General features: G+C 41.5%; 12 protein-coding genes and 2 tRNA genes. 9 read left to right on the top strand and 5 right to left on the bottom strand.

Annotated features, from left to right (window positions below):
- Window positions 1–47 precede the first annotated feature (47 nt).
- The 4 genes from C9J41_RS18830 (at window position 48) to C9J41_RS18815 (ending at window position 1,824) form a co-directional block, all read left to right on the top strand.
- Window positions 48–124: transfer RNA gene (locus tag C9J41_RS18830), tRNA-Asp, on the top strand.
- Between the two features lie 37 nt (window positions 125–161).
- A tRNA-Trp gene (locus tag C9J41_RS18825) sits at window positions 162–238 on the top strand.
- A 302-nt stretch (window positions 239–540) separates the two neighbouring features.
- Window positions 541–876, top strand: a complete 336-nt coding sequence (locus C9J41_RS18820; protein ID WP_107294892.1) for a DUF1904 domain-containing protein — start codon at window positions 541–543, stop codon at window positions 874–876.
- A 96-nt stretch (window positions 877–972) separates the two neighbouring features.
- On the top strand, window positions 973–1,824 hold the full coding sequence (locus tag C9J41_RS18815; RefSeq protein WP_107247699.1) for an endonuclease/exonuclease/phosphatase family protein: 852 nt from the start codon (window positions 973–975) through the stop codon (window positions 1,822–1,824).
- A gap of 20 nt (window positions 1,825–1,844) precedes the next feature.
- Here the strand turns inward: C9J41_RS18815 and C9J41_RS18810 are convergent, their stop codons facing one another.
- The 3 genes from C9J41_RS18810 to gloB form a co-directional block, all read right to left on the bottom strand.
- Complete coding sequence (locus tag C9J41_RS18810; protein ID WP_107247698.1) at window positions 1,845–2,534, bottom strand: YIP1 family protein; 690 nt, start codon at window positions 2,532–2,534, stop codon at window positions 1,845–1,847.
- Window positions 2,531–4,087 carry a LysM peptidoglycan-binding domain-containing protein gene (locus tag C9J41_RS18805; RefSeq protein WP_107294891.1) on the bottom strand — a complete coding sequence of 519 codons (1,557 nt, stop codon included), beginning with the start codon at window positions 4,085–4,087 and terminating at the stop codon, window positions 2,531–2,533. Before C9J41_RS18805 ends, C9J41_RS18810 begins: the two co-directional genes overlap by 4 nt.
- A gap of 71 nt (window positions 4,088–4,158) precedes the next feature.
- Window positions 4,159–4,917: a hydroxyacylglutathione hydrolase gene (gene gloB, locus C9J41_RS18800; RefSeq protein ID WP_005363468.1), complete on the bottom strand. Its 759-nt coding sequence runs from the start codon at window positions 4,915–4,917 to the stop codon at window positions 4,159–4,161.
- Between the two features lie 43 nt (window positions 4,918–4,960).
- Here gloB and C9J41_RS18795 point away from each other — a divergent pair, with 43 nt between their 5' ends.
- Complete coding sequence (locus C9J41_RS18795) at window positions 4,961–5,731, top strand: methyltransferase domain-containing protein (protein ID WP_107261819.1); 771 nt, start codon at window positions 4,961–4,963, stop codon at window positions 5,729–5,731.
- On the opposite strand, the gene rnhA is transcribed toward C9J41_RS18795, so the two are convergent.
- On the bottom strand, window positions 5,728–6,192 hold the full coding sequence (gene rnhA, locus C9J41_RS18790; protein WP_045084816.1) for a ribonuclease HI: 465 nt from the start codon (window positions 6,190–6,192) through the stop codon (window positions 5,728–5,730). The two genes, C9J41_RS18795 and rnhA, sit on opposite strands and share 4 nt — an antisense overlap.
- 51 nt (window positions 6,193–6,243) lie before the next feature.
- Here rnhA and dnaQ point away from each other — a divergent pair, with 51 nt between their 5' ends.
- On the top strand, window positions 6,244–6,969 hold the full coding sequence (gene dnaQ / locus C9J41_RS18785) for a DNA polymerase III subunit epsilon (protein WP_107294890.1): 726 nt from the start codon (window positions 6,244–6,246) through the stop codon (window positions 6,967–6,969).
- A gap of 7 nt (window positions 6,970–6,976) precedes the next feature.
- Window positions 6,977–8,215, top strand: coding sequence for a TIGR03503 family protein (locus tag C9J41_RS18780; protein ID WP_233219139.1), 1,239 nt, complete (start codon window positions 6,977–6,979; stop codon window positions 8,213–8,215).
- 84 nt (window positions 8,216–8,299) lie between these two features.
- Here the strand turns inward: C9J41_RS18780 and fadE are convergent, their stop codons facing one another.
- A complete protein-coding gene (fadE, locus tag C9J41_RS18775) occupies window positions 8,300–10,750 on the bottom strand; it encodes an acyl-CoA dehydrogenase FadE (RefSeq protein ID WP_107205349.1) in 2,451 nt (816 codons plus the stop codon).
- A gap of 503 nt (window positions 10,751–11,253) precedes the next feature.
- Between fadE and dauA the strand changes: the two genes are divergently transcribed.
- Entirely contained in the window at window positions 11,254–12,945 is a 1,692-nt protein-coding gene (dauA, locus tag C9J41_RS18770; RefSeq protein ID WP_107205350.1) for a C4-dicarboxylic acid transporter DauA, read from the top strand.
- A gap of 99 nt (window positions 12,946–13,044) precedes the next feature.
- Window positions 13,045–13,626, top strand: coding sequence for a D-sedoheptulose 7-phosphate isomerase (lpcA, locus tag C9J41_RS18765; RefSeq protein ID WP_006647091.1), 582 nt, complete (start codon window positions 13,045–13,047; stop codon window positions 13,624–13,626).
- Window positions 13,627–13,688 lie beyond the last annotated feature (62 nt).

Below are 13,688 nucleotides of genomic sequence, written 5' to 3'. Positions count from 1 at the left end.
CTCTTAGCCATCCATGGCTTCGCGATATTAGAACATCCATGTTCGTCGGAGCGGTAGTTCAGTTGGTTAGAATACCGGCCTGTCACGCCGGGGGTCGCGGGTTCGAGTCCCGTCCGCTCCGCCACTTTATTTAGACACAGTTAAGTCTTTAAAATAACTACAGGGGTGTAGCTCCAATTGGCAGAGCAGCGGATTCCAAATCCGCGTGTTGGGAGTTCGAATCTCTCCACCCCTGCCATCTTCAAGAAAGCCTCGTCAGAAATGACGGGGCTTTTTTACGTCTGGATATTATTAGCTCCGCTATGTTCTTTTTAACTCTCTTGTATTGATTTCTTTTATTGAATGTAAATTATCATTGTATTCACTCTTCAATGTATTCTGCTGTTGATATTGTATTGCTTGGTGTAAAAGCAAAAAAGGAGGGGTATGATTACGCTTATAAGCAAAGAGATTGACCTATCGCTAACAATAAAATCTCGAGCTTAGGTAAGATTAAGTGATAATCTAGTGCTGCTAACATTGATCAATCAAGGAGAGTTCATGCCTCATCTTCGTTTCCGTGCTGTAGAGTTTGATGCAGTGAAAACATTATCAACAGATCTTGTTGATGAACTTCAACCACTTATGTCATGTCCTCGCGAAGATTTTACTCTAGAGCATATTCCGGCATCTTTTATCTTTGACGGAGAAGTATCTGATGCTTACCCGTTTGTAGAAGTTTTGTGGTTTGAGCGCGGACAAGAAACGCAAGATAAAGTTGCAGCGGTAATAACCGCTTCTATACGTAAAGTACTGGGTGATAAAGATCAGGATGTTGCCGTCATTTTTACCGCATTAACGGCAACCGCTTATTATGATAATGGCGAACATTATTAATATTCCTCTCTAAAACAGATATTCAAACGTTTAAGTATTCATTTTTATAAGTCAGCTTATATCCAATAGGCTGACTTACTCTGTTTAAGGGGTCGTATGGCACGTTATACAAAAACGAAGCTTGTTGCTGGTGTCGGGGTGGTGGCAGGGGCGTTAGGCCTTGGGGCTTTTAATGCTTCTTTTGATATATCAACCCAACCTGATGTTACTAATGAGGTCTTTGCTCCACACCTCTCGTATCGTTGTATGGAAAGTGTTATTGCGCCGCCATTGGATATTGATGGTGAATTAACGGTAGCGGTCTGGAACATCTATAAACAACAACGCAGTAATTGGCGTAAGGCTTTAGAGTCTTTTTCAGCAGGAACGGATTTAGTTTTACTGCAAGAAGCGAGCTTAAATACTGATTTAAAATCATACCTTGATGATAATAGCTGGATGGTACGGATGGCGAATGCTTTTCGTTTCCTAGATACGCCGGCAGGGGTGATGAATTTATCTCGAGTAGACTCTAAGCAGACGTGCGCTTATCTAGCCATGGAGCCTTGGTTACGATTACCAAAGTCAGCATTGTTATCAGAGTTTTCGCTTTCTAATGGGCAAACACTGGTTGTTGTGAACTTGCACGGTGTGAACTTTGCATTAGGGCTTGATGAGTACAAAGCACAGCTCAATAGTTTAAAAGATGTGTTGTCCAATCATGTTGGTCCAATCATTTTGGCTGGGGATTTTAATACTTGGCGTCAGGGGCGGATCAAGGTGCTAAAGTCGTTTGCACATTCATTAGGATTGAAAGAAGTATCATTTGCAGATGATCAACGTATTCGTATCTTAGGCAAGCCACTTGATCATTTGTATTATCGTGATTTAACGTTAGTTAAATCAGAAGCACCAAGAACTGATGCTTCTGATCATAATCCGCTACTTGCATCGTTTAGGTTGAAGTAACAAGACGAGCGACGAAGTTGCTAGGCCACAATAATCAGTAGTGGCCAAACGATAAGTGTTAATGCCCAAGGTAATACGGCAACAATAATTGCTTTAGGACGATCAAAGTCAGTCCAAGCGCCTACAGCTGCATAAGTGAGTGCAATATACCAAGGCGCTAACAATGGTATTGTGGTCGCAAACGGTGCCCATGGATTGTTTAACGGTAACTTTAATAGCCCATTAATGCTGTTTAAATCAGCGGCATTGGGCAGAATATTTGCAGAATTAAAGATAACATTTATATAACTCGCAATATCACCAATAAATGCAGGTAACATGATAAAGCAAGAGGCTGCTAACCATTTACCGTAACTGTGTTGATATTGACTTCCTTTAGTGGCCATTTTTAACCATAATGCCAGTAGAAAAATAACCGCAGTTCTGCCTGAAAAATCGCTAAATACTTCTCCTGCTAGTAATACTTCTTTTGTTAACCACGCTTGTTTTACGGATTCATCCACACTACCCAGTTGGCTTTGTAAGGCTTGCTGTAACCAAGGTAGATCAACGTGATTAAAGTAACTCCCCCATAAGATAAATGAGCCGAAAATAATGATGATGTAGGGTAAGAACGCCCACTTTGGACGTTCATAAACCGCTGCAAAACAATCAATCGGCGAACGGAAAAGATCAACAAGAGCAATTAATGGATTTTTGGACGGTGTCATGCTTTAACCTTGCTTGTATCTATAACCAGTTTAAGTGTTTGGCCCTGTTTTAGATACTTTTTACTATTGAGATTATTCCATTTTACTATTTGTTTTACTGTCACTTTGTGACGTTGTGCAATAACACTTAAACTATCGCCATTTTTTACTTTATAGCTAATTGTTTTGACTTTATTGGTTGATTTTCCAGTACTTGTCGATACTTTATTATCAGAAACTTTTAGTTTTTGACCTAAATGTAACGTTGATTTCGTGGAGAGTTTATTCGCTTTCGCTAGTGCGTTAACAGAGGTGTTGTATTGACGTGCAATTGTCCACAAGCTATCACCTTTACGAACGGTATGGTGTGTGTGAGCAACCGCATTGCTGTGCTGAGTACGAACTAAGGCATAACTTGATATTGGCAGTTTAAGTTGCTGGCCAATACGTATATTGCTCGTTTTGAGGTGGTTTGTTTGTTTAATCGCACTGATTGTTGTGTTATGACGAGCGGCTATTACACCTAAGCTATCGCCAGACTTAACTGTGTAAGTCGTAGTTCTTAAGGCTTTATTCCTATTATTAGCTAATGCGCGATTAAATTTATTGACGCTGTTTATTGGCAATAATAAATCGTTTAACCCATTAGGTGCCGTAACGCCTCGACGATAAGCCGGATTTAGCGCTTTTATTTCAGCTGTGCTGATACCTGCAAACTTTGCTGCAATATTAAGATCGATTTGTGTATTGGGCTTAACTATTGCAACCGCAGGTTTGTTACTAATTGCGGGTAATGTGATGCCGTATTTTTTCTGATTTTTGATAATATCAGCAACAGCATAAAGTTTAGGCACATAACTACTGGTTTCATCCGGTAGATCTAAATCCCAATAATCGGTTGATTTACCAAGCGCTTTATTTTTCTTAATGGCATTAAATACTCGGCCTTCACCGGTATTGTATGCAGCAAGTGCGTACTGCCAATTACCATCAAACTTTTTATTAAGATAAGTCAGTAGATTTAATGCAGCATTTGTTGATTTCACAATATCGCGACGACCGTCGTACCAACTATTTTGCTTTAAGCCAAAGCGACGACCTGTATCGGGGATAATTTGCCATAAACCTGCCGCTGCCATATTAGAGTAGGCGTTTTGATCAAATGAGCTTTCTACAATAGGCAGTAAGGCAATTTCTAATGGCATACCGCGTTTCTCAACTTGTTCTGTAATGTAGTACAAGAAAGGTTGAGCACGTTCTGCAATGATTTCTAAATTGCGAGGGTGTTCTAAGTACCAGTTACGGTAATAACGGATACGTTTATTATTTGGGATGTGGGTATCGATTTGCATGCCAATGCGATCCCAGACATTTTTTTGTTGTTGGGGTGTAATTTTTTTTACTTCTGAAGTTACCTTGTCTGGTTGGGATTCAAACAAGGGGGGAATGACTTCATTTGTCGGTTTTACAACGACGGTATTTACATCGTTAGTCTCGGCTTTTTTGGTGATAGGCTGTGATGTTTCACAGCCAACTAATAAAAGCACGCTTGCTAAAAGAATCCGTGATTTCATAACTGTCGTCTATTGCTAAAGTGGCTGGAGATAATACGTGTCCAACCACCTTAGTGACAAGGTCTAGTATGTTAAAACTTATCTTTCCAACGTCGAAGTGCTGCGAAAGTCTCAAGATCGGAGTTATCATATGCTTTATCAGCAACAGAACGCTTGATGCTAGGTTGATCGCAACGTAAAAAAGGATTGATGCGTTTTTCTTGACTTAGTGTTGATGGAAGCGTTGATTTTCCGTTGGCACGAAGTCGAATCACTTTATCGCGGTATTGCTGTAGGTGGGGATTATCTTGCTCAGCGACAAGAGCAAAAGCGAGATTACTTGCGGTGTATTCGTGAGCACAAAAAACTTCTGTTTCATCAGGAAGGCTAGCAATTTTTTGTAGTGAATCGAACATTTGTGCTGGCGTGCCTTCAAATAAGCGTCCACAACCCGCCGAGAAAAGGGTATCACCACAAAAGAGTTTTTCATCCCCGACATAAGCGACATGACCTAAGGTATGGCCTGGAACACTAAGCACCATAAAACGTTCACCAAAAATATCCACTTGGTCGCCATCTTCTACTGGCTGCGTTAGCCCAGGGATTGGCTCATTAACCGGACCAACGACTTTCGTTGATGGAAAGCGGCGTTTGAGTTCACTGATCCCCCCGATATGATCATGATGATGGTGAGTGATTAAAATCGCATCAAGGGTAAAACCGAATTTATCGATGGTTTCTAAAACCGGAGTTGCATCACCGGGATCGACAACGACACAGTGATTATCTTTGTTGTGAATGAGCCAGATGTAATTGTCATTAAATGCGGGTATGCTTTTAACTGTTAGCATGAATTTCTTCTCCAGCCTTATTCAAGTGTTGAGCAGTACTATTATGAAGCCAGCGCGTACAGTAACACATATTGAAGTGCCTTATTCTTGGTCTAATGTGACCAATGGTGAATGGGCGGCACAATTATTACAAGCTCGAATCGATGAGTGGTGTCCGAAGCTGTTTGGTTACCATATGTTAAAGCTTGGTGGCTTAAGTGCAGAGCTGACCAGTCACCATTGTAATATCCAACATCAAATTAGTGTAGATAAATTCAGTAGTTATCGTAACGTCGAGGCTGAATCTTTTGAATTGCCCTTTATTGAAAAGTCATTTGATGCGTGTTTGCTTATTCATCAGCTCGATTATTCAACGGATCCTCATCGATTATTGCGTGAAATTGATAGAGTTACTGTTGATGACGGCTACCTGTTACTTAGTGGTAATAATCCATTAAGTGTTAATGGGTTTTGTGGATTATTGCCGTGGAATAGAAAAAAAGCGCCATGGAATGGACGAATGTATTTATCCTCTCGAGTGATTGATTGGCTTAGGTTGTTAAACTATGAGGTGATATATCACGAAACATTTGCGGTATTACCTTCTACGCGTCATTTAACGTGTTCAGCATGGCTGGAAAATATCTTATCAGAACCCTTATCTGTAGTCGGAAGTTTGTACTTTATCGTGGCTAGGAAGCGTACTTTTCCATTAAAACCGATAGAACCAAAATGGAAAGTGAGACGTCAATTGGCTCCGTTACAAGTAAATTGTCGTACCGAAGCCTGTAATAAAATGGAGAAGAGAGATGAGGCGTATAAAAAGTCAAACTAATTGGCTTGGTAACCTTCGTCAGTAAAGGTGGGTTTTTCTGCCGCGGCTCTAGCTAATACATCGCAACGTTCATTTTCTGGATGACCCGCGTGACCTTTTACCCAATGCCATTGCACCTGATGACGTTGGGTTTCTGTGTCTAAACGTTGCCATAAATCTGCATTTTTTACCGGCTTTTTATCGGCTGTTTTCCAGCCCCGTTTTTTCCAATTATGGATCCACTGGGTAATTCCTTGACGCACATACTGGCTATCAGTGGTAAGATCAACTAAACATGATTCCTTAAGGCTTGCTAACCCTTCAATGGCTGCAAGTAGCTCCATTCGATTGTTAGTTGTCATGAAAAAGCCGTCACTTAATTCTTTTTCATGTTGCTTGTACCTAAGTACTGCGCCATAGCCACCGGGACCTGGATTACCTAAACAAGAACCGTCTGTGTAAATTTCTACCTGCTTCATCATATTTGGTAGTATTGCCCTAGATAAAAACTTAAGTCTGACACATAAGCCACTATGAAAGCCACTAACCAACGCATTATTGTATTTGATACAGAAACTACCGGTATGAATATGACGGGCCCGCACTATGAAGGGCATCGGATTGTTGAAATTGGTGCGGTTGAAATCATTAACCGTAAATTAACCGGTAAAACATTCCATGTTTATATCAAGCCTGATCGCCCAATCGATCCTGAAGCGATTGATGTTCACGGTATTACGGATGAGTTCTTAATCGGTAAGCCGAGCTATGCTGACATCCATCAAGAGTTTATCGACTTTATTGATGGTGCAGAGCTGGTGGCTCATAACGCATCGTTCGATATTGGCTTCATGGATTATGAATTCCAGTTAATGGGATCTGATCTTAAGAAAACGGAAGATCTCTGCAAAGTAACGGATACCTTGGAAATGGCAAAACGCCTCTTTCCTGGTAAACGTAATAACCTTGATATTCTTTGTTCACGTTATGGCATAGATAACTCGCATCGAACGCTCCACGGGGCTTTGCTCGATGCCGAGATCCTTGCTGATGTTTACTTAATGATGACGGGTGGTCAAACATCATTGAAATTAAGTGGCGATAACGAAGGGGATAGTGAGAAAGAATTTGCGATAAAGCGTTTAGTCGGAGAGAGAAAAGGGCTAAAGGTTATCTGTGCTTCTGCCGATGAATTAGTTTCACATGAAGAAAGACTCGATTTGATTGGTAAAAAAGCTGACGTTCTTTGGCGTCTGTAGGAGAGTTATGCTGAAGCGGTTATTAATATGTATGGCTGTCTGGCCATTATTTGCTTGGGCGCAAGATAATGATCGGATGACGTGGCTTGATAACCGTTTCCGTGTGGATCCAACAATAAAGCAAGTGTCTTTCATGGTTAAACGAGAGCAACCAAGTCGCCCTGTGGTGTTGGTTGCGCCGGATGGCACGAAATATTACTCCAGTCGTCACCCTAAGCATGTTTCTTGGTATTCTGAAAATGATCTCGATATTATTTCGATTGATGAGCCAATGGCTGGACCTTGGCAAGCAATTGGACGTGTGTCGCAAGATAACCGTATTACCTTGCTGTCTAATCTTCACCTAACAGCAGATACGTTGCCGCAGAATTTATACCAATCTGAAGTGTTAAAGTTCTCAGCAAAACTGTTGCAGAATGACCAACCTTTAACCGTCCGTGACTTTTTAGATCGGGTTAAATTGCGTGTGTCATTTTACCCCTATATATCGAAAGAGCAGCAACTCGTTCATGATGTACAGCCTGAGCCAATAGTGGTGGGTAATTTTGAAGATAATGGTCAAGATCGTGATGAAGTGGCAGGGGATGGTATCTTTACTGTTTCTCTTCCTGTAACGGTTGCACCGGGTAAATACCGGGTTGTGATTAAATCAATGAATGGTGTTTTTACGCGAGCCATAGAGCAAGAAGTATTAGTTTACCCTAAACCGTTTTCTGCCACTCTCATTAAAAGTCATAAGCCGCAAGAACCTCACCAGTTAGTCGTATTACCACAAGATGATGCGTTGGTCGCAGGATCGTTAGCTGCTTATATTCGCTACGGTACACCAAAGACCAAGCAGCAAATTATTCAGCAACGAACATTACCAAATGAAACTAAGCTGTCGATGGGATTACCTTTTGATGGTGAGGCGGGGAAATATTCGTGGGAAGGTTGGATCTATGGTACTGATCGTTTGTATCAACGCGAGCTGATATTTCCGTTAGTTGAGAGCCATTTTGCGGTGATTAATAATATTCGTTCAGAAACTCATGTTGAGATCACGCCTATCGATAAAGCGGAACTTGAACGACAACAGATATTGAAAGAAATTGAATTGCAAAAAACCTCACGTGAAAAAACACTTAGCGTGATGGTAATGGGGAATATAGCGGTAATCGTATTGGTCATTAGTGGAATATGGGGCTGGCGAGTATTTAAAAAGCGTCGAAAAGAGAAAAAAGAAGCCCTTGTTTTACCCTTATAAACAATGGTCAGAGAACAAAGAAAAGGGAAGCGCTAGCTTCCCTTTTGTATTTTTAACTGACTTCAACAACGAAATATGTCGTGCTTAAGCCGCGTGATTGATTGAGTAATCAGGGTTTGTCTTTGCTGCTAATTGTTCAGGCTCAAAGTCATCAACATTAATCGTACGTAAACGACCTAATTCTGCACGGCGCAATAACTCAGCTTCAGCATGTTCAATTACACCGAGTTCAAGCCCTTTATCTGCAACATTACCTAACTGTACAAACGGATATTTTTTGTTCGCAGCTTTACACACTCGATCATAAATCGGCTCAGCGGCAAGAATATCGTTAAGTGCAGCTTCCATCATACCGACTGGATTCCCTTCAGATGCTTCTAAGAATTGACCTCGACCTAGGCGATCTCGAGTTTCTGATGGTGTTTGTGCTAAACGAGCAACGGCATGATCTAAGTTATCACTTGGTTTGATACGACGTTGACCTAATGGGAACAATACAACACGTAGTGCGCCAGCAATGAACTTATTAGGGAAGTTACTTAGGAAGTCATCAAGGGCTGTTTCTGCTTGGTATAATGAATCCTGTAGACCCCAATGTACTAATGGAAGATCTTGCTGTTGATAACCATCATCGGCATAACGTTTTAGTGTTGCTGATGATAAATAAAGCTGGCTAAGCACATCACCTAAACGGGCAGATAAACGCTCTTTACGTTTTAATGAACCACCAAGCACAGCCATAGAAATATCAGCCAGTAGAGCAAGGTTAGCACTGTAGCGGTTGAGTTGTTGGTAATAACGTGTGGTTGCATCTTTACGTGGTGCGGATGAACCGTAGCCATCGGTAATACCTAACCAGAAAGAGCGTGCCATGTTACTTATCACGAAGCCAACATGCGCAAATACGGCTTTATCAAAGCTTTCTAAGGCTTGTTTTTTATCATCATTATAAGCAGCGTTCATCTCTTCTAACACATAAGGGTGACAACGGATGGCGCCTTGTCCAAAGATGATCATTGAACGTGTTAGAATATTCGCTCCTTCAACGGTGACTGCAATAGGTGCTCCTTGATAAGCACGAGCAATAAAGTTGCTCGGTCCCATACAGATCCCTTTACCACCGACAATATCCATCGCATCAATCACACCGCGTTGGCTACGATGGGTACAATGGTATTTTACAATCGCAGAGATAACGGAAGGTTTTTCTCCAAGATCGATACCCGCGACGGTTAGAGTACTGGCTGCATCTAAGACATAAGCATTACCCGCAATACGTGCAAGTGGCTCTTCAATCCCCTCCATTTTACCAATAGGCATTTTAAATTGTCGACGAATACGAGCATAAGCCCCTGTTGCGATTGCTGCGGTTTTTAATCCACCCGTTGAATTAGACGGGAGCGTAATACCGCGACCCACCGATAGACATTCCACTAGCATACGCCATCCTTGGCCTGCCATTTCCTGACCACCGATAATAAAATCAATAGGAACAAAGATCTTGTTACCTTTAGTAGGACCATTTTGGAATGGTACGTTAAGAGGGAAGTGACGACGGCCAATCTCAACGCCCTCTAGATCGGTTGGGATCAATGCACAAGTGATACCCAGATCTTTTTGATCTCCGAGTAAGTTGTCAGGATCCGAAAGTTTAAAGGCAAGACCTAGTACCGTAGCCACCGGTGCTAGAGTGATGTAACGTTTGTTCCATGTTAATTCCATACCAAGAACTTCTTCGCCTTGCCACAGACCTTTTTTCACAATACCGAAATCTGGGATAGAACCAGCATCTGAGCCTGCTTCTGGGCTAGTTAAGGCAAAACAAGGGATTTCCTGGCCAGCTGCTAAGCGGGGTAAATAATGGTTTTTTTGCTCTTCAGTACCATAGTGTTGAAGCAGTTCACCTGGACCTAGTGAATTAGGCACACCAACGGTTGATGATAATACCGCAGAAGCACCGGTTAATTTTTGCAGAACTAAAGATTGGGCATAAGCAGAAAACTCAAGTCCACCATATTGCTTTTTAATGATCATGGCGAAGAATTTATGATCTTTTAAGTATTGCCATACTTCGGGTGGTAGATCGGCAAGTTCATGGGTAATTTGAAAATCATTTACCATGCGGCAAAGTTCATTTACTGGTCCATCGAGAAAAGCTTGCTCTTCTGCTGAAAGGGTTGGTGCAGGGATATCATGGAGCTTTTTCCAGTCTGGATTACCACCAAATAAATCAGCTTCCCACCACACTGTACCCGCATCGATTGCTTCTTTTTCGGTACGAGACATTTCTGGCATGACACCTTGAAAGGCTTTTAACGCAGGAGCTGCGAGATATTTTTTACGTAAGGCTGGGATATTAAGAGGAATCGCAATCGCAGCGAAAATTAACCAACTAATAATACCTGTAATGGAAAAAACAGTACCAATTAATAGTGTTGCAGCAATTACTGCCGTAAAGGTTTTTAACGACGCGCGATGATACGCCAATATGAACATAACACCGATAAAACCAATGACATACGCAAGCGTAACCATAGTGATTCTCCTTAATCTGTATAGTAAGACTACTTACACATCATCAAGAATAATCGAGCGACACCTGATTTCATGATGAAGAGTTCAGTACATTGCTACACATTTTATTGTTAATTGTAGGGTAATTATTATTAAGGTAAGAGGTCTTACCACTTTTAAATTATTGTAATGCGTTTTTTAACAAAATGTAAAATAGTTTTTTGATATGAAAGTAAACTGTTATGTGTACAAAGTGGGCTGAGGTCAGGTTATTAAAGGGATTGATCGAAATCATTGTGACTATTTTTTTTACTTGCAGATTTTTAGCAGAGCGTTAACATACGCCGTGTTGTGATACTGTTCACGTTATTTTGAGTGGTTGAGTTCTGACCATCTGTACTGAATGGTATTTCCCTTTGTTGCCTTTCCCGATTCCGACTGACACATGCCCGCCGGACTCCCTTACATCGGGTTGACATCAATTCCTGTTTATCAAATGTACGCAAAGTACAAGAGGTCTTGTTGTGTTGTTATTTCATGCTTTATCACAGGCGTGGAAGGATGGTTATTCCTTCTCTAAATTTCGTGCCGATATTGTATCGGGTATTACGGTCGGTATTGTGGCGATTCCATTGGGGATGGCATTAGCAATTGCTGTCGGTGTGCCACCACAACATGGATTGTATACCGTCATTGTGGCGGGCTTTTTAGCGGCGTTATTAGGTGGTTCACGATTTAATATCACAGGCCCAACCGCAGCCTTTGTAGTCATCCTTTTACCGATCACTCAAAAATATGGCTTATCAGGCTTAATGTTAGCGACCATGATGTCAGGCATTATCCTGTTATTGATGGGCGTTTTCCGCTTAGGACAGCTGGTGGCGTATGTACCATACCCAGTTACCACCGGATTTACTGCCGGTATCGGTTTTGTTATTGCTTTTTTACAACTTAAAGATTTATTAGGCCTACATCTTCAAGGTAGCCCAATCCATTTTCCTGAAAAAGTGATGTCGTATGCCCATGCACTACCTACCACGAACTATGCTGATGCGATTGTCGGTGTGGTCACCATTTTTGTTTTTATTGGCTGGGCGAAATTAAAAACGCGTATTCCACCCCATTTAGTTTCATTACTGGTAGGGACGGTTTTAGCTTTAGCATTAAATAAATTTGGCCCTGAGCATGTGACTTTGCTGGGTGAAAAATTTAGCTACACCATTGGTAGCCTTGTAGGTCATGGTATTCCACAAGAAGCACCGCAGTTTATTGCGCTGTGGAAGTCCAATACATTTAATTGGGCCACCGTAATTGAATTAATGCCTTCAGCATTAACTATCGCGATGCTAGGTTGTATCGAATCACTATTATGTGCGGTTGTAGCAGACGGTATGACAAGTAAAAAGCACAATCCGAATGCAGAGCTTGTCGGTCAAGGGATCGCGAATATTGTCGTCCCTTTCTTTGGCGGAATTCCAGCAACGGCGGCGATTGCTCGCACAGCGACCAATATTCGCTCTGGTGCGTTTTCACCGATATCTGGTATGACGCATGCGCTTTTTGTTTTAGCTGCGATGATTGTATTAGCACCAGCGCTATCGTTTGTTCCGATGAGTGCGTTGGCTGGCTTACTGATCATGGTTGCGTGGAATATGTCTGAAGCACCTCACTTTGTGCATACATTAAAGGTTGCACCTCGTCGTGACGTTGCCGTCTTGATGACATGCTTTATCTTAACCGTTGCATTTGACATGGTTGTCGCTGTTATTGTCGGTTTATTACTTGCGGGCGTGTTATTTATTCAGCGTATTGCGACATTAACGACAGTTACGATTTCACATGATGAGCATCCACATCTCAACTTTGGCGGTGATGTAGTGGTTTATGATATTAATGGCCCATTATTTTTTGCTGCGAGTGAGAAAGCTTTTTCTGTTATTGAACATGCAACGACAGAAACGCGTGCGGTTGTGCTCGATTTTAGTGATGTATCAACCATTGATATTACGGCGATTCATGCCTTTGATATGGCGTTAGATCGCTTGTCTGAGTTACCTGTCTATTTATTAGGTACGCAGCCGCATGTTGAACGTAAACTCTACCATGCTGGAATATTTGAAGCTGAGAATGTGCATTTAGCTCACTCTGTTAGTCAATTACAGCAAGTTTTACTGATTAATTCTCACAATCATTCTGATCAGGAGTCGACACTGTAAGTTATTTGTATGTAAACTGCGAATAACGGTGTATTTAAAACATCAAGCGGGTATTTACCCGCTTGATTTGTATCTAAAGAATAATAGAGAGAATCGCTTATGTATCAGGATCTGATCCGCGCTGAATTAACAGATGCAGCTGATGTACTCAATCGCTTTTTAAGTGATGATAAAAACCTTGCAGATATTGAGGCGGCAGCAAAGCTATTGGCTGATTCCTTTAAACAAGGCGGTAAAGTATTGTCTTGCGGTAACGGCGGCTCACATTGTGATGCAATGCACTTTGCTGAAGAACTAACAGGTCGTTACCGTGAAAACCGCCCTGGTTATCCTGGTATTGCGATTTCTGATCCAAGCCACTTATCGTGTGTAAGTAATGACTTCGGTTATGAATACGTATTTTCACGCTATTTAGAAGCCGTTGGCGCTAAAGGTGATGTATTGTTTGGTTTGTCTACTTCTGGTAACTCAGGCAATATTTTAAAGGCAATTGAAGCGGCAAAGGCCAAAGGCATGAAGACAATAGCCTTAACCGGTAAAGATGGTGGTCAAATGGCTGGCTTAGCGGATGTTGAAATTCGTGTTCCTCACTTTGGTTATGCGGATCGCATTCAAGAAATCCATATTAAGATTATTCATATTTTAATTATGCTAGTGGAAAAGGAAATGGCAGCAGAATAAGCCTTAGGTCATTCTGGCTATCGATAAGTATCGTTAATCAATAATAAAGGGCATAAAGGAAA

Source organism: Photobacterium sp. GB-50 (assembly GCF_003026755.1).
Lineage (GTDB): Bacteria > Pseudomonadota > Gammaproteobacteria > Enterobacterales > Vibrionaceae > Photobacterium.
This window is presented reverse-complemented; position numbering and strand designations above follow the sequence as displayed.

What these genes read in the sequence shown, in the direction of transcription:
- C9J41_RS18820 (WP_107294892.1), top strand. Translation starts at nt 541, where the DNA reads ATGCCTCATCTTCGTTTCCGTGCTGTAGAGTTTGATGCAGTGAAAACA.
- C9J41_RS18815 (WP_107247699.1), top strand. Translation starts at nt 973, where the DNA reads ATGGCACGTTATACAAAAACGAAGCTTGTTGCTGGTGTCGGGGTGGTG.
- C9J41_RS18810 (WP_107247698.1), bottom strand. Translation starts at nt 2,534, where the DNA reads ATGACACCGTCCAAAAATCCATTAATTGCTCTTGTTGATCTTTTCCGT.
- C9J41_RS18805 (WP_107294891.1), bottom strand. Translation starts at nt 4,087, where the DNA reads ATGAAATCACGGATTCTTTTAGCAAGCGTGCTTTTATTAGTTGGCTGT.
- gloB (WP_005363468.1), bottom strand. Translation starts at nt 4,917, where the DNA reads ATGCTAACAGTTAAAAGCATACCCGCATTTAATGACAATTACATCTGG.
- C9J41_RS18795 (WP_107261819.1), top strand. Translation starts at nt 4,961, where the DNA reads ATGAAGCCAGCGCGTACAGTAACACATATTGAAGTGCCTTATTCTTGG.
- rnhA (WP_045084816.1), bottom strand. Translation starts at nt 6,192, where the DNA reads ATGATGAAGCAGGTAGAAATTTACACAGACGGTTCTTGTTTAGGTAAT.
- dnaQ (WP_107294890.1), top strand. Translation starts at nt 6,244, where the DNA reads ATGAAAGCCACTAACCAACGCATTATTGTATTTGATACAGAAACTACC.
- C9J41_RS18780 (WP_233219139.1), top strand. Translation starts at nt 6,977, where the DNA reads ATGCTGAAGCGGTTATTAATATGTATGGCTGTCTGGCCATTATTTGCT.
- fadE (WP_107205349.1), bottom strand. Translation starts at nt 10,750, where the DNA reads ATGGTTACGCTTGCGTATGTCATTGGTTTTATCGGTGTTATGTTCATA.
- lpcA (WP_006647091.1), top strand. Translation starts at nt 13,045, where the DNA reads ATGTATCAGGATCTGATCCGCGCTGAATTAACAGATGCAGCTGATGTA.